We start from the raw sequence: 21,137 nt of genomic DNA on the forward strand, positions 1-21,137 counted from the left end.
CCTCGGGCGAGCCGCCGGGCCAGGGCCGCCAGTTCCCCTTCGCATTCCCCGCCCAGCACGGTGGCGACGCCGAGACGGGTAAGCAAGTCCGCGTTCACCGGGGCGTATAAGCCGTAGGCCACCAGGTGGGCCCGCGGGGCAAGCCGCCGAATGCGGGGCAGCGCCTCCAGCGCGATGCGGGTGGCGGTGTGCATGCCCAAGGAAAGGCCCACCAGGTCGGCGCGGGCGAGGGCCGGCTCGTCCAGCCGGCTCTGGGACAGGTCGATCAGGGTGACTTCTACGCCTTCCCGTGCCAGCCAGGCGGCAGGCTCTGCCAGGGCAAAGGGCTGACGCCCCAGCTCATAGGGGCTGATGAGCACGGCCCGAAGGGGCCGTGGAAGCGGGGCTTGGACAGACGCGGCTTCGGGGCGCATGGAAAGCTCGAGCAGGAGAAACTCGCTGAAAGCGCGCGGCGCTCCCGTTCATCGCCCTCAGAGTTTGACTCCCCGGTGCACCGCGACGATGCCCGCGGAGAGGTTGAAATACTCGACCCGCTGGAAGCCCACTCGTACCATGAGCATCTTGAGGGCTTCCTGGTCCGGGTGGACCCGGATGGATTCGGCCAGATACCGGTAACTGTCCGCGCTGCCCGCCACGACCCGCCCGAGGAAAGGAAGCACCTGGAAGGAATAGCAGTCGTAGAGGGGCGCCAAGGGTTTCCAGACTCGGGAGAACTCCAGCACGATCACCCGACCGCCAGGCTTGAGCACCCGCCGCCATTCGGCCAAGGCCGCCTCCTTGTGGGTCATGTTGCGCAGCCCGAAAGCGGCGCTCACGCAGTCGAAGACGTTGGCGCGAAACGGAAGCCTCTCTCCGTCGCACTGGACCACAGGCAGGGCCCATCCTTCGTCCAGGAGCCGGTCTCGGCCGATGTCCAGCATGGAGCGGTTGATGTCGGTGAGCCACACTTCGCCCCGCGGGCCCACCCGGCGGGCGAACAGTCGCGCCATATCCCCCGTTCCCCCTGCTACGTCCAGCACCCGGTCTCCTTCCCGCACGCCCGAGAGCAGGACCGCAAAACGCTTCCACCACCGGTGCAACCCCGCGGACATGAGGTCGTTCATTAGGTCGTAGCGGCCCGCCACCGAATGGAACACGCCGGCGACTTGCGCTGCCTTCTCCCGCTCGGGGACCTTCTTGAAACCGAAATCAGTGGTCTTGTCCATGGGGGACTCAACGGTTCATGGCGAGGGGGACAAACGGACAGACCGACTTGGCGCGCGCCGTGGGATGCCTCGCGTTCACTTTCCCTTGGGCCGAGGGACTTCCTGGGCCGGTTGGGGTTCCCGGCTCGCCCCTGCTTCCTCTAGCCGTTGGAGGTAGCGCTGCCACATCTCCTCCTGATGAAGGCCATACTCGTAGAGCAGGTCCCAGGAATAGATGCCGGTGTCGTGGCCGTCGGAGAAGGTGAGCTGGATCGCGTAGTTGCCCACGGGCTCGATGTGGGTGATGGTCACGTCCTTTTTCCCCACCTGGAGCACTTCCTGGCCCGGTGCGTGGCCCCGCACTTCCGCCGAGGGGGAATACACCCGCAGGAACTCGCACGGCAGGCGAAACGTCTTGCCGTCGGCAAAGGAGATCTCCAGCACCTTAGAGGCCTGGTGTAGCTTGATCTCGGTGGGCGAGGGAACGTCCTTGCTCAATCCAGCCATGGGCGTGCAAAAGAGGAAAGACCGAAAAACAACATGATAAACCACCCACAGACAAACCGACAGGGCGCATCGGGGCCGTGCGAGCGCCCACCTTCCTGTCACGCCGCTGTAATATTGGAGACATAAGATTTCCATCATGGCAAGGCGCAAAGGGAGCCTCCAGTGAGCGCGACGGTGCTGGTAGTCGAAGACGAGCCAGGGATCCAGGAGCTCATCGCCTACAACTTACGGCAGGCCGGACATTTGCCCCTGCGTGCCGAAAGCGCCGAAGAGGCGCTGCGCATCGTAAAGAACGCCCTGCCCGACCTGGTGCTGCTTGACTGGATGCTGCCGGGCGCGAGCGGTATCGAGCTGGCGCGCCGGCTGCGGGCGGACGAACGCACCAAGGCCATTCCCATCATCATGCTCACCGCCCGCAGTGACGAACAGGACAAGGTGGGCGCCCTAGAAACCGGTGCCGACGATTACATCACCAAGCCTTTCTCCCCCCGGGAAATGATCGCCCGGATTCGCGCCGTGCTGCGCCGGCGGGCGCCCCAGATGACAGACGATCCGGTCACCATCGGTGGGCTCACCCTGGATCCCGCCACCCATCGGGTGAGCGGCGATGGCCTGCCCATCAACCTGGGGCCCACCGAGTTTCGACTCCTGCACTACCTCATGACCCATCCGGAGCGGGTCCACTCCCGGGCCCAGCTCCTGGACCAGGTGTGGGGGGATCACGTGTTCGTGGAGGAGCGTACTGTCGACGTGCACATCCGCCGCCTGCGCAAGGCCCTGGAGCCGACCGGCAAGGCGGGCCTCGTTCAAACCGTTCGCGGCGCGGGCTACCGGTTTTCCGCCTCTTGACCCTGCCCCTCGTCCGCCCGCGGCTCCCTTCCTGAGACGATCACCACCCGCTTGCTCGAGTTTCCGTGCCGGGGCGCAAGGATGCGCCGCCTTGGACAGCCCACTGGACGGCCCCTTTCCCGGCGGGGGAAAATCGCACCGTACTTGCGGGCCTGTTTTTGAGGTCAGACTGGACGGCCGTGGATAACTTCTGGCAGCGTCTGCTGGTCGGGCCGGCCGTGGTCGGCGGGGCTTCCCTCATCGCCTGGGTGGCCTTCGGCGGCACTGCGGGGCTCCTCACCCTGAGCGCGCTGCTGGTCGCGTTGCTGGCCCACGATCTGCGCAACCTGGCGGCTCTGTATCGGTGGCTGCAACGGCCCGATCCACTGCGCATGCCGGCTACCACCGGCCTCTGGGATCACCTGTTCGCCCATCTGTATCGGCTCACGCGAGCCCAGGCGCGAAACCAGGAGGAGCTGGCAGTGGCGCTGCGGCGTTTTCGCGAAGCCGCCACCGTCTTTCCCGATGGGATCGTGATCCTGGACGCCCAGGACCGCATCCAGTGGTGCAATCCCACCGCCGCGAAGCACCTGGGCATCGACCCGCGCCTGGATGTGGGTCAGCAGATTACCCGCCTGGTGCGCCACCCGCGTTTGGTGGAATACCTGGATGCCCAGAACTACCGTGAGCCTCTGGTGATCCGGCTGGAGCGGGATCTGCCCCTCACCGCCGCCATCCAGCTGATCCCCTATGGGGACACGGAAAAGCTCCTGATCAGCCGGGACATCACGAGCCTAGAGCGGGCGGAGACAGTGCGCCGGGATTTCGTGGCCAACGTCTCCCATGAGCTGCGCACTCCCCTCACCGTGGTCGCCGGTTTCCTGGAAAACCTGGCGGACGGCCCTGGCATGGACCCGGAAATGCAACGCCGCGCGCTGGACCTGCTGCGCCAGCAGACCCAGCGCATGCAGCGGCTGGTGGAGGATCTGCTGGTTCTGTCCCAGCTGGAAGACACCCGCAATCCCCTGCGGGAGGAGCGAGTGGACGTGCCCGAGCTGTTGCGCCTGCTGTACCACGAGGCCCAGTCCTTGAGCGCCGGGCGGCATCGCATCGGGCTGGAGATCAAGACGGGTGCTGGGCTGCTCGGCAGTGCTGAGGAGCTGCGCAGCGCGTTCAGCAACCTGGTGAGCAACGCCATCCGCTATACCCCGGAGGGGGGGCGCATCGAGATCGAGTGGAAGGAGGAGGGGAGCGAACTGGTCTTCAGCGTCCAGGACACGGGCATTGGTATCGAGGCCCATCACATCCCGCGGCTCACGGAGCGCTTCTACCGGGTGGACCGCAGCCGCTCCCGGGAGACGGGGGGCACGGGACTGGGGCTTGCCATCGTCAAACATGTCCTCTCGCGGCACCAGGGGATGCTGGAGATCGAAAGCGAAGTAGGCAAAGGCAGCCGCTTCAGCGCCCGCTTCCCCGAGGCCCGGCGCTTGCCGCAGAAGGCCTCCGCGCTGGTGAGCCGGGCGGGGGTAGCTTAGGACTCACAAAGAAGAGCGTTTTTTGCCTGCCCCTGTCGCGCAAGCTGGCCAGGCATCCGCCGCTCAGGCCGGTGAAAAACCCACCCGCTCGTAGTCGGCACCCCGCTCCACCAGCAGTTCCAACTTGATCTTGCGGGTCTCGGTCTCCCGGGCGAGCTCCAGCAGCCGCTGGGGCTGGTAGATCCCTTTGGGCACGATCAGGCTACCCCGCAGGTTGAGGGAAGGAATCTCGGGCAGGAGCAGGGCTTCCAGAAAGGGTTCACCGGAGGAGGCTGCGCCGGGGCCCGCCGGCCGCACTGCCACCGGCTGGGGGGCACCGGGCAGGGTGCGCAGTCCCGCCTGCAGCCCGCCGCCGCGAGTCACCACGAGCCAGCGTATCACGCCCAGCAGGCGCCAGCCCGCATTGGAGAGTTTAAGTCCCAGGAGTCGGTTCACCTGCAGCCGCTCGCCGGGACCTTTGCGCTCGATGCGCATGCCGAGGACGCTCTCGTCCTTGACCGACCAGGTCTCTTCCTGGGCTGGGCCCAGCGCCGTGTGGGCGGGCGTCGCAGGGCGCCTTTTCGTTCCGGGCTGGGCGAAGGGTTTGCCGGCGACGATCTGCCATATCGCCGGCAGGCCGAAGCATACCTGGGCGGTGTTGACGGAGGGGCGGCGCTCGAAACTGCGGGTGGGCACGCCTTCGCACCAGTATCGGTGCAATTGGGCGAGGAGCTGGCCGCAGCTGGGCTGCTCGCAGTCGCGGCCCAGCCCCAGGGGCTCAGGCTTCTGCCCCTGCTGCAGCAGGATCTGCTTCACCCGCAGGTTCTTGCTGATCTCGGACAGATCCAGATAGCGGGTCGCCTCGGAGGGAGTGAGGTGGGCGAGAGATTGCAGACCGCTTTCACCTTTGAGGTGCACCGCCAGCATGGGCACCTTCTCGTTGCCCCCGCGCGGTGCCCGTAGAACGGGCACCGCAGTGCTCCAGTGCCGCAGCCAGCGCTGGGCGAGCTCGATCTGCTTGGGGCTCAGCTCGAAGGGGTTGGCGTAGCACAGCAGCAGCGATTCCACGTATACGGCGCGGCAGCTGCTCGGCCCGGCCGATTCCGATCCATCCATGACCCTGGCATCAGAAAAGCCCTGCTCCTCGGCGAAGGCATACAGGCCGTGGAGCTGGGACCAGAGCTGCGCCGGATACTCGTGACGCATGCGGGCGTAATCGGTAAGCTGCAGACCGGTGTAGCGCAGACAGCGCTGGACGAGCAGTGGCCGCTCGGCAGCGCTTGTGCCCGCTTCCAGGCAATGGCGGTAGCCGAGCACCATCTGGGCCCAGACCCCGATCAGGGTCATGAAGGCCGCGTGCTCGGCCTCCGACAAGGGCAGCGGACGGCCGCTCAGGCGCTTGGCCAGTTCGCCCTGCACGTAGGCCACCGTCTCGCGCAGGCTCTCCATGATCGGCAGCCGTTCCGCCGGCGGGAGGAGGTACTGGCCCAGGGCGGTGAGCTCCCGGTGCAGCGCCTGGTGCGCCGCGCGGATGTCGGTCAGCTGGAGCTGGGCGAGCCATTGGGCGCAGGTGGTCCGATCGACGATGGCACCGCGTCTGTCGGGCCGCGCGATCGGCAGCGGGCTGGCGAAGACGGATGGGCTCAAGGGTGCCCCGGCAGTCGGGCGACCAAAGCCGCAGCGAGCCGCTCGCGCCAGGCAGGAGGCATGCGCGGCCGGGAAGCGCGGCGCGGCCGCGCCCAGATGGCAGCGGGAAAGTGGCGATCCGAGTGCCAGCGGGGGATCACGTGCCAGTGCAGATGAGGTACCTGGTTGCCCAGGCTCGCCAGGTTGATCTTGTCAGGTGCGAGGACGGCGCGCAGCACCTGCTCCACGGCGAACACGACCTCCATGAACGCCGCCCGCTCCGCGGCTGTCAGGTCTGTCATTTCTTTTGCATGGCGGTTGAGGATCACGCGACAGTAGCCGGGGTAGTCGGGCTCGTCCACCAATACCACACGGCACAGCTCGCTCGACCAGAGTACCTGGCCTGGGCTGCTCTCGCAAAGCTCGCAGCTCATGAATGCGGCGCGCGCGAGGGACTTACAGTAACACCCGTTCGATGCCGCCGCGGTTGGCTTGTTCGACGTAGTCGGCGAGCCAATTGGGTCCCAGGATATGACGCGCCATTTCCACCACGATGTAATCGGCGGTGGTGCCGGCGTCGTCATTATAGCGCGCGAGCCCTTGCAGACAAGACGGGCACGAGGTGAGGATCTTGATCTCGCCCGTATCGTCCTGGACGCGGATGCGCGCTACGCCTTTGCGGATCTCCTCTTCCTTGCGCAGCCGCACCTGGGTTGCCACGTCCGGGCGACTCATGGCGAGGGTCCCCGCCTCACCACAGCAGCGCTCAGTGAGTGCCACGCCGCCCCCCATTAAGCCGTTCACCACTTTGAGCGGCTGATGGGTCTTCATCGGGGTGTGGCAGGGATCATGGTACATGTAGCGCACTCCTTGCACTGCTTGCAGGCTCACCCCCTTCTCCAGCAGATACTCGTGGATGTCCAGCAGCCGGCAGCCGGGGAAGATCTTGTCGAATTCGTACTTCTGAAGCTGATCCATGCAGGTGCCGCAAGAGACGATCACCGTCTTGATGTCCAGGTAGTTGAGCGTGTGGGCCAGGCGGTGAAACAGCACCCGGTTGTCGGTGATGATCTCTTGCCCCCGGTCGTGCTGGCCCGCGGCGGTCTGGGGGTAGCCGCAGCAGAGGTAACCCGGAGGCAGCACCGTGATGGCACCCACGTGGTAGAGCATCGCTTGCGTGGCGAGGCCCACCTGGCTGAACAAACGCTCCGAGCCGCATCCGGGAAAGTAAAACACCGCGTCGGAGTCTTCGTTTACCTTGCGGGGGTCGCGGATCACCGGGACGATGGCCGGGTCCTCAATGTCCAGCAGCGCGCGGGAGGTTTTCTTGGGCAAGTTGCCGGGCATCGGCTTGTTCACGAAGTGAATCACCTGGGCACGCAGGGGTGCTCGGCCCACCGTGGCAGGCGGACGGCTCGTTTGAGCCCGGGCGAGCCCTAGCCGCTTGGCCCAGCCGTAGGCGAACCGTTGGGCCTTATAGCCCCACTCGATCATGCCCTTGCGCAGCAGTTTGATGGTGCTCGGGTCGGTGGCGTTCAGGAAAGCCATGGCCGCCCAGGTGCCCAGGTTGAACTTCTGCTTGCCCTGCTTGCGCAGGAAGTTGCGCATGGCGATAGAGACGTCGCCGAAGTCGATGTCCACCGGACAGGGCGCGCGGCACTTATGGCACACCGTGCAGTGCTCGGCCACGTCGCCGAACTCGTCGAAATGCTCCAGCGCGACACCCCTGCGAGTCTGCTCTTCGTATAGGAACGCCTCGATCAGGAGCGAGGTGGCCAGGATTTTGTTGCGCGGGCTGTAGAGGAGATTGGCCCGGGGTACGTGAGTGGCACACACCGGCTTGCACTTGCCGCAGCGCAGGCAGTCCTTGATGGAGTCGGAGATGGCTTTGAGCTCGCTCTGCTCCAAGATCAGGCTTTCCAGCTCGAGCAGGTTGAAGCTGGGCGTGTAGGCGTTTGCCAGGTCGGCACCGGGCAGGAGCTTGCCCCGGTTGAAGTGCCCGTTGGGATCGATGCGTTGCTTGTAGGCGCGAAAGGCTTCGATCTCGCCCGGCTCGAGGAACTCGAGCTTGGTGATGCCGATGCCATGCTCGCCGGAGATGACGCCGCCCAGGGATTTGGCCAGGGCCATGATCCGGCGCACGGCGGCGCTCGCTTCCTGGAGCATTTCGTAATCGTCGGAGTTGACTGGGATGTTGGTGTGCACATTGCCGTCTCCGGCGTGCATGTGCAGGGCGATGAACACCCGGCTCTTGAGCACCCGCTGGTGGATGGCCTCGCATGCCTCCAGGATCGGCTGGAACGCCTTGCCGCCGAAGATCTGCCGCAGGGGTTCGCGCAGCTCTTTTTTCCAGGACACTCGGAGCCGGTGATCCTGCAGCACCCCGAACACCGTGTCTTCGGCTGCTGCGCTCGCGGGCCAGACAACCGGTCCATGCGCCGGCAGCTCGGCAAGCTTGCGGTCCAGGTTTTCCAGCAAGAAACGCCACCGACTGCGGGCATGGCGGACGAGCTCCAGGGCCTGCTCGGTCCGGTGGCCGATGACCTCCGCCTTGGGGATCGACTCATCCTCCAGCGCCAGCGGCAGATCGCCTTGCAGGAATTCTTCCAGGGCGTCCAGGAGTCGCAGCTTATTCTTGATGGACAGCTCGACGTTGATGCGCTCGATGCCGTCGGTGTAGTCGCCGAGACGCGGCAGCGGGATCACCACGTCCTCGTTGATCTTGAAGGCGTTGGTGTGCCTGGCGATGGCCGCCGTGCGGCCGCGGTCGAGCCAGAAGCGCTTGCGCGCTTCCGCGGTGACGGCAATGAATCCCTCGCCCCCCCGATGGTTGGCAATGCGCACCACTTCGGAGGCGGCGCGGGCCACCTCTTGCTCGTCGTCGCCCACGATGTCGCCAATCAGCACCATCTTGGGCAGCCCGTGGCGCCGAGCCTTGGTGGCGTAGCCCACGGCCTTGAGGTAGCGCTGGTCCAGGTGTTCCAGGCCAGCCAGGACCGCCCTGGGATGCCGGTCCAGGTAGTCTTTGATCTCTACGATGGAGGGCACCGCCTCGTGTACGCTGCCGAAATACTCCAGGCACACCGTGCGCACATGGGCCGGCATGCGGTGCAGGATGAAACGGGCGGAGGTGATAATGCCGTCACAGCCTTCCTTTTGCACGCCGGGCAATCCTCCGAGCACCTTGTCGGTCACGTCCTTGCCCAGCCCCGGCTTGCGGAAGGCGCGGCCCGGGATCTCCAGGATCTCGGGCGCGCCAAGCGGGGTCTTGCCGTCGTCGGCGTAGCGGGTGAGGCGAAAGCGCGCCACCTGCACCTCGTGGATCTTGCCCAGGTTGTGCTCCAGCCGCTCTACGGTGAGCCAGCGCCCCTCGGGGGTGACCATGCGCCAGGCGACCAAGTTGTCCACCGCGGTGCCCCACAACACCGCCTTTTTCCCCCCGGCGTTCATGGCGATATTGCCGCCGATGCAAGAGGCGTCGGCCGAGGTGGGATCCACGGCGAACACCAGCCCTTCGGCCTCGGCAGCATCCATAACCCGGCGGGTCACCACTCCCGCCTGGCACTGGATGGTGGGCACCTCCCGGTCGAGCCCCGGAAGCCTCATCCACTCCACCGGCCCTAGGCGCTCCAGCTTCTCGGTGTTGATCACTGCCGAACGCTTGGTGAGGGGCACGGCGCCGCCGGTGTAGCCGGTGCCGCCACCCCGGGGAATGAGGGTGAGGCCGAGCTCGATGCAGGCCCGCACGATGGGAGCGACCTCCTCTTCGGTGTCGGGGTGGATCACCACGAAGGGGTACTCCACCCGCCAGTCGGTGGCGTCGGTCACGTGGGACACCCGCGCCAGGCCGTCGAACTGGATGTTGTCTCGGCGCGTCACCCGGGAAAGGCGCTTCAGGACCCGACGGCGCAGCTTCGCCACGTCCTCGAACTCGGCCTCGAAGGCGTCCACGGCCGCCCGGGCCCGGTCGAGGAGAATCTTCACCTTTTCGCTGCCCTGGCGCCGCTCCTCGATCAGGGCGAGGCGATGGCGCATGGCCTCGACGAGGGCTTTTCTTCGGGCTCGGTTGCCGAGCAAATCGTCCTGGAGGTAGGGGTTACGCGACACCACCCAGATGTCTCCCAGCACCTCGTAGAGCATGCGCGCCGAGCGGCCGGTGCGTCGTTCGGCGCGCAACTCGTTGATCAGGTGCCAAGAGGGTTCCCCCAGGAGGCGGATGACGATTTCCCGGTCAGAGAACGAGGTGTAGTTGTACGGAATTTCCCGCACACGGGCGGCGGGAAGGAGTGCGGTGGGGATGTCGGGGAGCACTGCAGTATCGGAACGGCTTAAAACCGAATTTTACCGCACTACCGGCAGGGGGCTACCCATGGCGGTTTCAGGGGCAAAGGGGTGCCCGAGACCCTCACGCGAGCTGGGCGATGGCGAGATAACGGGCGAGCTTGCCCAGGGCCATGAAGCTCGCCGACCACCAGGGGTTGAGCCGCAACCAGCCAGCGGCCACACACAGGGCGTCGCCCACCACGGGTGCCCAGGCAAAAAGGAGCGCGGCGCTGCCGTAGCGACGGACGAAGGCAAGCCCCTTGGGGGGTTCCTTGGGCGGGATCAGCCGGCCGAGCAGATAGGAGGTCATCCCGCCCAGGGTGTTGCCCAGGGTGGCGATTCCGAGGGCGGGGAAATAGAGCTGCGGCGAATGCTTGAGCACACCGAAGAGGACCGCCTCGGAGCCGCCTGGCAGCAGGGTGGCGGCGAGAAAACTCGACAGAAACAGGGCCGAGAGGCTCCAATGCTCCGTCATGGGCGTCTTTTTTCCATCGGGGCTTTAATCTACCATTGAGCGGCCGCACCCGCTTTACCCGATGTGCGCCCGCCGGGTCGCCCCACTGTTTGTCTGGAAAGGAGCGCTCCATGGACTCGCAAGTCAAGCAAGAGCTCGACAGCCTGTGCCCCGCCCCGGAAATGAACCGCCGCGCTTTCGTCGCCGGGCTCCTCGCCGGCGGATTTGCCCTGGCAGTTCAGCCCGTGTGCGCCGAGACGGTGATCAGGACCGACACCAAAGGGCTGGTGGACGCAGAAGTGTCCATCCCCACCGCCGACGGGACGATTCCCGCCTATCGGGCCATGCCCGATCATGGCGGGCCGTTCCCGGTGATCCTGGTGGTGCAGGAGATCTTCGGCGTGCACGAGTACATCAAGGACGTGTGTCGGCGTCTGGCCAAGCTGGGTTATCTCGCGCTTGCGCCCGAGCTTTTCCATCGCCAGGGCGATCCGCGCAAGTACGAGAACATCCCCGACATCCTCAAGCACGTGGTATCCAAAGTGCCCGATGCCCAGGTGCTGTCTGACCTGGACGCAGCGGTTGCCTGGGCCGAGAAGAGCGGCTTCGGCGACGGCAAGCGCCTGGGCATTACCGGCTTCTGCTACGGCGGGCGCATTGTCTGGCTCTACGCCGCCCACAATCCGCAACTGAAGGCGGGGGTGGCCTGGTATGGACGCATCGTCTCGGAGCGCACGCCCACCATGCCTGTCCATCCCATCGACGTGGCAGACAAGCTCTATGCTCCCGTGCTCGGGCTCTACGGCGGCGCCGACCCGGGCATCCCCAACGACACGGTGGAGCAGATGCGGGCAGCCCTCAAGAAAGCGGGCAGCCCTTCGGAGATCATCTTGTACGAAGGTATGCCCCACGGCTTCCACGCCGACTACCGGCCCACCTATCGCAGGGACGCTGCCGAGGATGGCTGGCGGCGCATGCTCGCCTGGTTCAAGAAGCACGGGGTCGCCTGAGAACGTTCCTCCAGGGGCGGGGTCAAGGAGAGCCCGGGCTGTCGAGGGCCGGTGCGCGCATCTGCGGCAGGTAAAAGCGGATGCTGCCTCCCGCTTTCTTGGCGTGATACATGGCCATGTCGGCATTGGTCGTAAGGGTGGCGAGGTCCTTTCCGTCCTCGGGATAGACGCTGATCCCGATGCTGCACGAGATGGGGAGCTCGTGGCCATCGATGGGAATGGGCACCGAGAGCGCCTCGAGGATTTTTTCCCCGACGAGGGCTGCATCGCTGGCCCGTGCTAGATCGGCGAGCACCACGACGAACTCGTCGCCCCCGATGCGCGCGACCGTATCTTCCCGGCGCACGCATCTCAGCAGCCGCTGCGCCACCGCTACAAGGACGTCGTCTCCGACGCTATGCCCGAAGACGTCGTTGACGGGCTTGAACCGGTCCAGGTCAACGAACATGACGGCGAATGGCCGGCGAAGCCGATCGGCGCGATGCCGGGCCTGTTCCAGCCGGTCCTCGAGCAGGAGGCGATTCGGTAGGCCCGTCAAGCGGTCAAAGAGCGCCGCGGTGCGCAACTGCTCGTTTGCCGCCTGCAGCGAATCGGCGAGGCGGGCGGTGCGGGCCGCGACATGGGCGTCGGACGCGGAAATCACGAGCGTGATCGTCAGGATGCTGATCGTGGCCAGTCCGATCATGAAGGCGAGCATGGGCGCGTTCAGGCCACCGGCGGAGTTCGCGGCGAGGCACACGCTGCCGGGAGCGAACTGAGCTGCTGCCATGCCCGTATAGTGCATGCCGGCGATGGCGAGCCCCATGAGCAGGGCGCTGCCCAGCTTGGCGAGGATCGCCGCTGCCGAATAGCGCTTGCGTAGCTGAAAGGCAATCCACAGGGCCGCGAGCGATGCCATGATCGCGACGATGATCGAAGCGATGAACAGGAGCGGGTCGTACCGGATCGGCGGCGACATGCGCATGGCTGCCATGCCCGTGTAGTGCATCGAGCTGATGCCAACGCCCATCAACGTGGCGCCGACAATGAGGTTGCGGGCGGTCATGGCGGGGTGCTTCACCACGAGGAGGGCTACGCCGGATACCACCATGGCGATGAGCCACGAGGCAGCATTGATCAGGGGGTCATAGGCGATGGGAATGGGCAGGCGAAATGCCAGCATGCCGATGAAGTGCATGGCCCAGATGCCGGTGCCCATGGAAAAGGCGCCACCGAACAGCCAAATCCATGAAGCCCTCCCTTGGCGTACGCTCACCCGGCCGGCAAGGTCGAGAGCGGTATAGGCGGCGAAGGTTGCGACGATCCCGGACAGGAGGACCAGTTTCAAGTCATAGGTGCCGATCATCGCACTCCTTACTCCGCCCGGCAGAACACGTGAAAAAACTGCCGCCCGGCCTACGCGGGCGGCCACCTGCCCCTAGTTAGCAAGAAGGGTACCATCTTCTGTAAATCGGCCGAAAACCCGTTCTTTCCCGCCCTGCCCTCGGCTGCCAGCCGCGGTACAAGAGGTTGTTTCAGCTCAGTAAGCTTGCCCGCCTGAAGCCTTGTGCGCCGGTGGCCTGGCGGGCGTCGAGCTGCGCTGCCAGTGCCCGCGCGCTGGGTCGATGAGGGCGGGAGCTGTCGGAATCGCCAACGATCGCCCCGCTCGCCTGCGCGCAGGTGCCCCGCCCGCCTCCCTAGGCGCTTCGCCCTTGCCAGCAGGCCTTTGCCGTCCCATCATTTGCGGCTTTCGCAGTTCCTTGACGCCATGGAAATCATCGTCCTCGGCGCTGGCGTGATCGGCGTCACCAGCGCCTGGTACCTGGCAGAGGCGGGCCATCGCGTCACGGTGGTGGAGCGTCAACCCGGCCCGGCGCTGGAGACGAGCTTCGCCAACGGGGGGCAGGTGTCCATCAGCCACGCCGAGCCCTGGGCCAACCCCGACGCGCCGGCCAAAATCCTGCGCTGGCTGTGGCGGGAAGAGGCGCCGCTCAAGTTCCGCCTGCGCTGGGACGCGGCCCAATGGGTCTGGGGGGTGCGCTTCTTAAAGGAGTGCCTGCCCGCGCGCACCCGCAGAAACGCCGCCGCCATCGCGGCCCTCGCCCGCCTGAGCGGCGCAAGTCTTCGGGCGTTGCGCAGCCGCACGGGGATCGAATACGACCAGCTCGAGCGGGGCATCCTGCATGTCTTCACCGAACCAGAAGACTACGAGGCGGCCCGGCGCAAGCTGCCGGCGCTTGCCGCCCTGGGCTTGCGCCTGGAGCTCAAATCCGCCGCCGAGTGCGTAGGCCTGGAGCCCGCCCTCGAGGCGAGCCGCGTCCTCATCCACGGGGGCTTGTACTGTCCGGAGGATGCGTCGGGCGACGCGCGCAAGTTTACCGAGGCGCTGGCTGGGCTCGCCGCCCAGCGCGGGGTCGCTTTTCGCTACGGGACCCGAATTGAGGCTCTGGAGACCAGGGGCAGCCGGGTGACTGGCGCGCGCGTGACGACGCACCGCGGCAGCGAGGTCCTAGGCGGCGACGCCTACGTGGTGTGCCTTGGAAGCTATAGCCCGCAGCTCCTCGCCCCCCTCGGCGAGCGGCTGCCCATCTATCCGGTGAAAGGCTATTCGGTCACGGTGCCGGCGGGGGAGGGTGCGCCTACGGTGAGCTTGACCGACGAAGCGCGCAAGCTCGTCTTCTCGCGCCTGGGCGGCCGGTTGCGGGTGGCGGGGATGGCGGAGCTCGCAGGCTACGATCTTTCCTTGGACCCGCGTCGCTGCGCCCTCATCTTGGACCGAGTGTTTGAGCTCTTCCCCCGGGCGGGCGAGCGGACGGCTGCCGAGTGCTGGACGGGCCTGCGGCCCGCGACGCCCGGCAACGTGCCAGTGATCGGGCGTTCCCGCCGCCTCGAAAACCTATACTTGAACACCGGCCACGGCACCCTAGGCTGGACCCTGGCCTGCGGCTCGGCCCGGGTACTCGCCGACCTGGTGGACGGCCGCAGACCGCCCATCGCGTTTCCCTGGTGGAGCTGACCAGCCCAGGGCACCGCCCAGGCGGATCGGGAACAAGCTTGTTTATCCGGGTGGCGGCGCCTATGCTGCTTACCGCTATGATGGCCGCCGACGCTCGCTCGCCCTCCCATTTCTTCCCGCATGGCAACGAGAAACCCCTCGTCATCGCCCACCGGGGAGCAAGCGGCTATCTTCCCGAGCATACCCTGGCGGCCTACGCTGTCGCCATCCTGCAAGGCGCCGACTACATCGAGCCCGACCTGGTCATGACCCGGGATGGGCATTTGATCGCGCGGCACGACAACCGGCTGGATCTCACCACCGACGTGGCGCGCCGGCCCGAGTTCGCCGACCGCCGGGTCACCAAGGTGGTGGACGGCGCCACCGTCACCGGCTGGTTCAGCGAAGACTTCACCCTGGCCGAGATCAAGCGGCTTCGCGCCGTGGAGCGCATCCCCGAGGTGCGGCCCGCCAACACCCGGTTCGATGGCCAATTCCAGGTGCCCACCCTGCAGGAGATCGTCGATCTGGTGAGAGCTTGCGAACGCGCCCTGGGGCGCCCCATCGGCCTTTGCCCGGAGACGAAGCATCCGACCCATTTCCGGCAATCGGGACTCGCTATGGAAGAGCCTCTGGTGGAGATCCTGCACCGCAACGGCTACGAGGCGGCGTTGGACCGGGTGTTTATCCAATCCTTCGAGGTGGGGAACCTCAAGAGGCTCGACCGCATGACCAGGATTGCCTTAGTGCAACTCCTGGGAAGGGAAGGCAAACCCTACGACGTGGCAGCGGAGGGTGGGACGCTTACCTACGAGCAGATGGCCACACCCCGGGGTCTGGCGGACATCGCGGCCTACGCCGAGGGGGTAGGACCGGAAAAGCAGCGCTTCATCCTCGTCCCCGACGCCGAGGGCTGGCTCGATCCGGCCAACGCCAGCCCCTTCGTAAAAAACGCCCATGCCGCCGGCCTCAAGGTATACCCCTACACCTTCCGCGCCGAGAACCGCTTCCTGCCGGCGAGCCTGCGCTCCTCCGAAGATCCCAATGCCTTGGGCGACGGTGAAGGCGAGATCCGGGCCTTTCTCGCCACGGGCATCGACGGCGTGTTCACCGACCAGGCCGATGTGGGCGTGCGAGCGCGGGACGCTTTCGTCGCGGCGACCCGCTAGCCCGCGCCCCGGCTAGTCTTCTTCCTCGCCGAGGGGTTGGACGTCCAGCACCTCGAAATCCACGATCTCAGCCGTGTCCTTGGGCACGGCCAGGGATAATTCCAGATCGTGGATGACGTCGTCCCAGTCCACGTCTTCCGCCAGTTTGAGGGACAGCCGCACGGTGAGATTGAGCTCTACGTTCTTGGCCACGGGATATCGCCTCCGCCTGGTCAATATCCTTGCAGGAACTGTGGATGTGCTTGCCTCGAAGACACGTCGGTCGCTGGGTCTTGCCCATGAGAGGCGTCGTGCACCAGCCGGGCTTTCTCAGTGCTCCGGATCCGCCGCGCTCGTAAGCGCAAGGCGCATCCCGTGCTCCGCGCTTCGGGCGCCGTCGGCATACACCGTCTCGAACCCGAGGCGTTGGTAGAAGCCAACGGCATGGGCAGAGGAGACCACGGTGACGAACTCGGCCTCAGGACATTCCATCTCGATACGACGCACCGCCTCGGTCACCAAGGCCCGACCGATGCCTTGTCCCTGAAATTCCTTGCGCACGAACAGAGCGATGATATGGGACGGCCAGCGCACCTGGATTAGGCCGGCGAGGCGCCCGTCCGTCTCTGCTACCAGGGTAAGGTAGCCATAGGCCTGGCGGGCGAGGAGCGCTTCGGGGGCGGCGAATTTGACGAAACCCGCCTTGCCCCATTCGTCGAAGTCCTGGGCCATGAATTCGTCGAAGGCGGCCAGCATAAAGCGGGAAATCTCGGTGGCTTCCTCGGGCCGCATGGGGCGGATCATGGCGGAGCGGGATCGCTGCGCCGTCTGTCCTTGGCTTTCGGCGATCATGGGAGCAAGGGGGGCGCTTCAGAAAGAGAGCACCCGGTCGGCCGCCGCCGCCGCGGCCACGTAATCGCCCATGGTTCTGTAGCTGGCGGTGGCCACCCAGTTTTCCGGCGTGACGTTGCGCCCCTTGCCGCACGCCTCGCACACCCAGAAGGGCACACCCTGGGCGAGGAGCGCCTCCATCAGACCCTGCATGGCGGGCATATTGACGCCCTGGATTTTGTCATAGACGTGGCGGTTGGCGATCACCACCGCCTCACCTTGCAGCCACACGGTCACTTCATGGCCCTGTTCGCGGGCCGTTTTGGCGGCCATTACGCCCAAAGTGGCGCGGGTGGGGTCGTCGGTTCCGGACGAGACAGCGATCAGGAATTTCATGTCTACCTCCTTTGCCCTCAGCAAGACGGGCGCCTCATTTTCTCTTCGGCACGTACAGATCGGTGATGGTCCCCTCCGCCATCTCGGCGGCGAAACCCACGGTCTCGGACAGGGTGGGGTGGGGGTGGATGGTGAGCCCGATGTCCTCGGCCTCTGCCCCCATCTCCAAGGCGAGCACCGTCTCGGCGATGAGCTCCCCGGCGTTGGGACCCACCATGGCTGCGCCCAGGAGCCGTCGGCTCGCCTGGTCGAAGAGAAGCTTGGTGAGACCGTCGGCCCCGCCTTCGGCGAGGGCCCGCCCGCTCGCCGCCCAAGGGAATACCGCCCGCTCGTAGGCGATGCCTTGGGCTTTGAGATCGAGCTCGGTCGCCCCCATCCATGCCACCTCCGGATCGGTGTAGGCGACGGAGGGAATCGCCCGGGCGTCAAAGGCGCTTTTGAGTCCCGCGATCACCTCCGCAGCCACCTTGCCCTCGTGGGTCGCCTTGTGGGCGAGCATCGGCTCGCCCGCGATGTCACCGATGGCGAAGAGATGGGGCACGTTGGTGCGCTGCTGCCGATCCACTGGGATCGCGCCCCGCTCATCCACCCGTACCCCGGCCGCTTGCGCCTGGACGGCGTGGCCGTTGGGGCGGCGTCCCACCGCCACCAGCACCCGGTCGTAGAGCTGGGGAGGGGGCGCCTGCTCGCCCTCGAAGGTGGCCTTGAGACCTTCTTTCAGGGCCTCGATCCGGGTGACCTTGGTCTTCAAGTAGATCGCCTCATAACGAGATCGGATTCTCTTCTCCAGGGGCCTCACCACGTCCCGGTCGGCTCCCGGGATCAGCCCGTCTAAGAGCTCCACCACGGTCACTTTCGAGCCCAGGGCGTGATAGACGGTGGCCATCTCGAGCCCGATGATGCCACCTCCGATGACCAGAAGCCGCTTGGGGATCTCGTCCAGGCGCAGGGCGTCGGTGGAGTCCATCACCCGGGGGTCCTCGTAGGGCAGCCCGGGGAGCTTCACCGCCTGGGAGCCGGCGGCGATGATCCCGTAGTCGAAGGTGAGGGTCTTTTCCCCCCCGGCGGTCTTCACTTTTAGGGCATGGGGCCCGGCGAAGGTGGCCACCCCCTGCACCACCTGGACCTGACGCTGCTTGGCGAGGGCCGCGAGCCCCTTGGTCAGACGTCCCACCACATCGTCCTTCCACTTTCGCAGTCCTTCGAGGGCGATGTCGGGACGGCCGAACCTGATTCCGGCATGGCCCAACTCCTGGGCTTCGGTGAGGACCTTGGCGACGTGCAGGAGCGCTTTGGAGGGGATGCAACCCACGTTCAGGCACACGCCCCCGAGAGTGGGGTAGCGCTCCACCAACACCACCTTCTTTCCCAAGTCGGCGGCCCGGAAAGCGGCCGTATAGCCTCCGGGTCCCGCCCCCAGGACCAGCACCTCGGCATGGAGATCGCTCTCGTGCGCGATGGCCGCCGGCGTCTGCGCGGCGGCGGGGGGCGGCGTGGCGGGCCCCTCGGGGGCCTTGGCCGGAAGAGCCTCGGCATGGGCCGTCTGCGCCTTCGCCGGCGCTCTTGTGTCCGCCGCCTCCGCCTCCAGGGTCAGGATGAGGGAACCCTCCGAGACCTTATCGCCCACCTTGACCCTCACCTCTTTCACCACGCCCGCCTGGGGCGAGGGCACGTCCATGGTCGCCTTGTCGGACTCCAGGGTGATCAGGCTTGCCTCTTTTTCGATGCGGTCGCCGGGCCTAACCAGGACGTCGATGACGGGCACGTCCTTGAAGTCACCGATGGGGGGGACACGCACTTCCACGAGCTGGGCCATTTCTTATGTCTCCGCGTCGCTCAATACGAGTTTCAACAAAGGTAATCCGCCCGGGCCAGCGCCTTGGCAGCAAAAGGCGTACCCGAACGTAGCGGCAAATCCATAAGCCACGGGTCTGCGCCTGCTCGAGACGCCGGAGTGCTAGGTGCGGACGTGCCCGTTGCCCAGGACCACGAACTTCAGACTGGTGAGGCCCTCGAGGCCCACGGGTCCCCGGGCGTGGAGCTTGTCGGTGGAAATGCCGATCTCCGCGCCGAGCCCGTATTCGTAACCGTCGGCGAAACGGGTGGAGGCGTTCACCATGACCGAGCTGGAATCCACCTCCCGCAAGAAGCGCATGGCCCGCGTGTAGTCTTCGGTGACGATGGCGTCGGTGTGTTGGGAACCATAACGGGCGATGTGGTCGATCGCCTGATCGAGCCCGTCTACCACCCGCACCGACAGGATGGGCGCCAGATACTCGGCGAACCAGTCCTCCTCCGTGGCCGGTTTCATCTCCGGCACCAACCGGCGGCTTTCCTCGCAACCTCGTAGCTCCACGCCCTTGTCCAGAAGGAGGCGGGCGAGTCGGGGCAGCACCGCCGGCGCGATGGCGCGGGCGACGAGCAGTGTCTCCATGGTGTTGCAAGTGCCGTAACGCTGCGTCTTGGCGTTGTCGGCGATGCGGATCGCCTTTTCCAGATCGGCACCCTCGTCGATGTAGACGTGGCACACTCCGTCCAGGTGCTTGATCACCGGTATGCGGGCTTCCTTTGAAATGCGCTCGATCAGGCCTTTGCCCCCCCGCGGGACGATAACGTCCACGTACGCTTGCATGCTGAGGAGCTCCCCCACCGCGGCCCGGTCGGTGACCTCCACCACCTGCACCGCCGTGCGGGGCAGCCCCGCCGCTTCCAACCCCTCGTGCACCAGGGCGGCGATGGCTTGGTTAGAGCGGATCGCCTCCGACCCCCCCCGTAGGATGGCGGCGTTGCCTGCCTTGAGGCACAGCCCTGCGGCGTCGGCGGTTACGTTGGGCCGGGCCTCGTAGATGATGCCGATCACCCCCAGGGGCACCCGCATGCGGCCCACCTGGATCCCCGAGGGACGGTACCGCAGATCGATGATCTCCCCTACTGGATCCGGGAGCTGGGCGATCTGGCGCAGGCCGTCGGCCATGGCGGCGATGCGCTTGGCCGTCAGGGTCAGCCGGTCGATCAGGGCGGGCTCCAGGCCCTTGGCACGGGCCGCCTCCACGTCCTTGGCGTTTTCCGCGATGAGCCGCGCCTGCTCCCGCTCAATGGCTGCCGCCATGGCCTCCAGCGCCCGGTTCTTGGCGGCCGTCTCGGCCCTGGCCATGGCGCGGGCCGCCTCCCTCGCAGCGCGCCCCAGCGCTTGCATGTATGCCTTGATGTCTCGTTCTGGGGAAAGATCCATGGTCCAGATTTTAAACCGTTTCGGAACCGGCTGCCGACGTGCTCGTGAGGGTCAGGGCAAGCCGCAAGAGCTCGCTCCACACGTCGCCGGGGACGAGTCCCTTGACCATGCGGTCGAGCCGGGCAAGCTCTCGCAGGCTTTGGTTGAGCCGGGTCCCATCGAAGCGCTGGGCGGCGCTTGGGACCCAGGCCTGGCGCGCGCCCCAGACTCGCGCTTCCCGCAGGGCCTGGTCGGGCCGACGGCCCGCCCGCAGGGCCGCCTGCACGCGGATCACGGCGCGTGCATCCTCGGCGATCTGCCACAGCACGAAGGGAAGGGCCGCCCCTTCGCCCCGCAGGCCCTCCAGCACCCGGGCGAAGCGGGCAACATCGCCGCCGAACAGGGCCTCCCCCAACTGGGCCGGCTCGTAGCGGGCCACGTTGGCCACCGCCGCCCGCACCGCTTCCCCGGGCAGCGGCCCCGGAGGAAACAAAAGTCCGAGCTTCTGCACTTCCTGGAACGCGGCGAGGAGATTGCCTTCTACCCGTTCGGCCATGAACGCCAGGGTTTCGGCGTCTGCTTCCTGGCCCTGGGCGGCGAGCCGCCCCCCGATCCATTGGGGCAGCCGTTCCCGGGGCACGGGCCTTGCCTGGACCACGACGCCCGCCCGCCCCAAGGCTTCGAACCAGCGGCTCCCCAGGGCCGAGCGCTCCAGCCTGGGCAGCTCGATCAGGGTGACCGCGTCGGGCGCAGGCGACTCGCAATAGGCGATGAGAGCTTCGGCCCCAGCGGTTCCCGGCCGTCCGGTGGGCAAGCGCAGCTCGATCAGCTTGCGGCTGCCGAAGAGAGAAAGGCTCGCCCTGGCTGCGGTGAGGTTTCCCCAGTCGAAACCGCTTTCGGCGATGAAGAGCTCCCGCTCCGTGTACCCCAGGGCCCGGGCTCGGGCGCGGATGCGGTCGGCCGCCTCCAGGGCGAGCAGCGGCTCTTCCCCGTGGATCACGTACAGGGAGGCGAAGCGCTTGGCGAGCTGGGCGGGCAGGGCCTCGGAGTCGATGACCGGCATGGCAGGCTGGGCCAAAAAAATAATTGTCCCCGAGTCAAGGCGCGGAGGCGAGGGTTCCGAACCCTTCG

General features: G+C 66.5%; 18 protein-coding genes and 1 pseudogene. 5 read left to right on the forward strand and 14 right to left on the reverse strand.

Going from position 1 to position 21,137, the window contains the following annotated elements; translation table 11 throughout:
- From V7Q81_RS03585 to V7Q81_RS03595, 3 genes and pseudogenes are all read right to left on the reverse strand, one after another.
- Nucleotides 1-413 (reverse strand): annotated as a pseudogene (locus tag V7Q81_RS03585) (hypothetical protein); the annotation flags it as partial.
- Between the two features lie 57 nt (nt 414-470).
- Nucleotides 471-1,205 (reverse strand): bifunctional demethylmenaquinone methyltransferase/2-methoxy-6-polyprenyl-1,4-benzoquinol methylase UbiE, encoded by a 735-nt coding sequence (ubiE, locus tag V7Q81_RS03590; RefSeq protein ID WP_333840417.1) that lies wholly within the window; start codon nt 1,203-1,205, stop codon nt 471-473.
- 75 nt (nt 1,206-1,280) lie between these two features.
- Nucleotides 1,281-1,691: a DUF971 domain-containing protein gene (locus V7Q81_RS03595; RefSeq protein WP_333840419.1), complete on the reverse strand. Its 411-nt coding sequence runs from the start codon at nt 1,689-1,691 to the stop codon at nt 1,281-1,283.
- 162 nt (nt 1,692-1,853) lie between these two features.
- On the opposite strand from V7Q81_RS03595, the gene phoB reads away from it, so the two are divergent.
- On the forward strand, nt 1,854-2,540 hold the full coding sequence (gene phoB / locus V7Q81_RS03600) for a phosphate regulon transcriptional regulator PhoB (protein ID WP_333840421.1): 687 nt from the start codon (nt 1,854-1,856) through the stop codon (nt 2,538-2,540).
- Nucleotides 2,541-2,719: 179 nt separating this feature from the next.
- Nucleotides 2,720-4,054, forward strand: a complete 1,335-nt coding sequence (phoR, locus tag V7Q81_RS03605) for a phosphate regulon sensor histidine kinase PhoR (protein WP_333840423.1) — start codon at nt 2,720-2,722, stop codon at nt 4,052-4,054.
- Nucleotides 4,055-4,117: 63 nt separating this feature from the next.
- On the opposite strand, the gene V7Q81_RS03610 is transcribed toward phoR, so the two are convergent.
- The 4 genes from V7Q81_RS03610 to V7Q81_RS03625 all read right to left on the reverse strand — a co-directional run bounded on the left by V7Q81_RS03610 (nt 4,118) and on the right by V7Q81_RS03625 (nt 10,457).
- The gene (locus V7Q81_RS03610; RefSeq protein ID WP_333840425.1) at nt 4,118-5,680 is read right to left on the reverse strand and encodes a hypothetical protein; all 1,563 of its coding nucleotides are present in this window, start codon (nt 5,678-5,680) and stop codon (nt 4,118-4,120) included.
- Complete coding sequence (locus tag V7Q81_RS03615) at nt 5,677-6,093, reverse strand: HIT family protein (protein ID WP_333840427.1); 417 nt, start codon at nt 6,091-6,093, stop codon at nt 5,677-5,679. The genes V7Q81_RS03610 and V7Q81_RS03615 overlap by 4 nt, the downstream gene beginning before the upstream one ends.
- Nucleotides 6,094-6,115: 22 nt before the next feature.
- Nucleotides 6,116-9,970, reverse strand: a complete 3,855-nt coding sequence (locus V7Q81_RS03620) for an FAD/FMN-binding oxidoreductase (RefSeq protein WP_333840429.1) — start codon at nt 9,968-9,970, stop codon at nt 6,116-6,118.
- A gap of 94 nt (nt 9,971-10,064) precedes the next feature.
- A complete protein-coding gene (locus V7Q81_RS03625) occupies nt 10,065-10,457 on the reverse strand; it encodes a YqaA family protein (protein WP_333840431.1) in 393 nt (130 codons plus the stop codon).
- A gap of 110 nt (nt 10,458-10,567) precedes the next feature.
- Here V7Q81_RS03625 and V7Q81_RS03630 point away from each other — a divergent pair, with 110 nt between their 5' ends.
- A complete protein-coding gene (locus V7Q81_RS03630; protein ID WP_333840433.1) occupies nt 10,568-11,446 on the forward strand; it encodes a dienelactone hydrolase family protein in 879 nt (292 codons plus the stop codon).
- Nucleotides 11,447-11,468: 22 nt separating this feature from the next.
- Here V7Q81_RS03630 and V7Q81_RS03635 read toward each other — a convergent pair whose 3' ends face one another.
- The gene (locus V7Q81_RS03635) at nt 11,469-12,791 is read right to left on the reverse strand and encodes an MHYT domain-containing protein (RefSeq protein ID WP_333840435.1); all 1,323 of its coding nucleotides are present in this window, start codon (nt 12,789-12,791) and stop codon (nt 11,469-11,471) included.
- Nucleotides 12,792-13,193: 402 nt separating this feature from the next.
- Between V7Q81_RS03635 and V7Q81_RS03640 the strand changes: the two genes are divergently transcribed.
- Together V7Q81_RS03640 and V7Q81_RS03645 are read left to right on the forward strand one after the other, a co-directional pair.
- Nucleotides 13,194-14,441, forward strand: coding sequence for a D-amino acid dehydrogenase (locus tag V7Q81_RS03640; RefSeq protein WP_333840437.1), 1,248 nt, complete (start codon nt 13,194-13,196; stop codon nt 14,439-14,441).
- 62 nt (nt 14,442-14,503) lie between these two features.
- Complete coding sequence (locus V7Q81_RS03645; protein ID WP_442954748.1) at nt 14,504-15,589, forward strand: glycerophosphodiester phosphodiesterase; 1,086 nt, start codon at nt 14,504-14,506, stop codon at nt 15,587-15,589.
- A gap of 12 nt (nt 15,590-15,601) precedes the next feature.
- Here the strand turns inward: V7Q81_RS03645 and V7Q81_RS03650 are convergent, their stop codons facing one another.
- The 6 genes from V7Q81_RS03650 to holA all read right to left on the reverse strand — a co-directional run bounded on the left by V7Q81_RS03650 (nt 15,602) and on the right by holA (nt 21,069).
- Complete coding sequence (locus tag V7Q81_RS03650) at nt 15,602-15,781, reverse strand: hypothetical protein (RefSeq protein ID WP_333840439.1); 180 nt, start codon at nt 15,779-15,781, stop codon at nt 15,602-15,604.
- 117 nt (nt 15,782-15,898) lie between these two features.
- A complete protein-coding gene (locus tag V7Q81_RS03655; protein WP_333840441.1) occupies nt 15,899-16,420 on the reverse strand; it encodes a GNAT family N-acetyltransferase in 522 nt (173 codons plus the stop codon).
- An 18-nt stretch (nt 16,421-16,438) separates the two neighbouring features.
- A complete protein-coding gene (locus tag V7Q81_RS03660) occupies nt 16,439-16,795 on the reverse strand; it encodes a DsrE family protein (RefSeq protein ID WP_333840443.1) in 357 nt (118 codons plus the stop codon).
- A gap of 34 nt (nt 16,796-16,829) precedes the next feature.
- Entirely contained in the window at nt 16,830-18,611 is a 1,782-nt protein-coding gene (lpdA, locus tag V7Q81_RS03665) for a dihydrolipoyl dehydrogenase (RefSeq protein WP_333840445.1), read from the reverse strand.
- 141 nt (nt 18,612-18,752) lie between these two features.
- Nucleotides 18,753-20,027 (reverse strand): glutamate-5-semialdehyde dehydrogenase, encoded by a 1,275-nt coding sequence (locus tag V7Q81_RS03670; RefSeq protein WP_333840447.1) that lies wholly within the window; start codon nt 20,025-20,027, stop codon nt 18,753-18,755.
- 10 nt (nt 20,028-20,037) lie between these two features.
- Nucleotides 20,038-21,069 carry a DNA polymerase III subunit delta gene (gene holA / locus V7Q81_RS03675; protein ID WP_333840449.1) on the reverse strand — a complete coding sequence of 344 codons (1,032 nt, stop codon included), beginning with the start codon at nt 21,067-21,069 and terminating at the stop codon, nt 20,038-20,040.
- Between the last annotated feature and the right edge of the window lie 68 nt (nt 21,070-21,137).

The organism is Pelomicrobium sp. (assembly GCF_036803785.1).
Classification (GTDB): Bacteria; Pseudomonadota; Gammaproteobacteria; order Burkholderiales; family UBA6910; genus Pelomicrobium.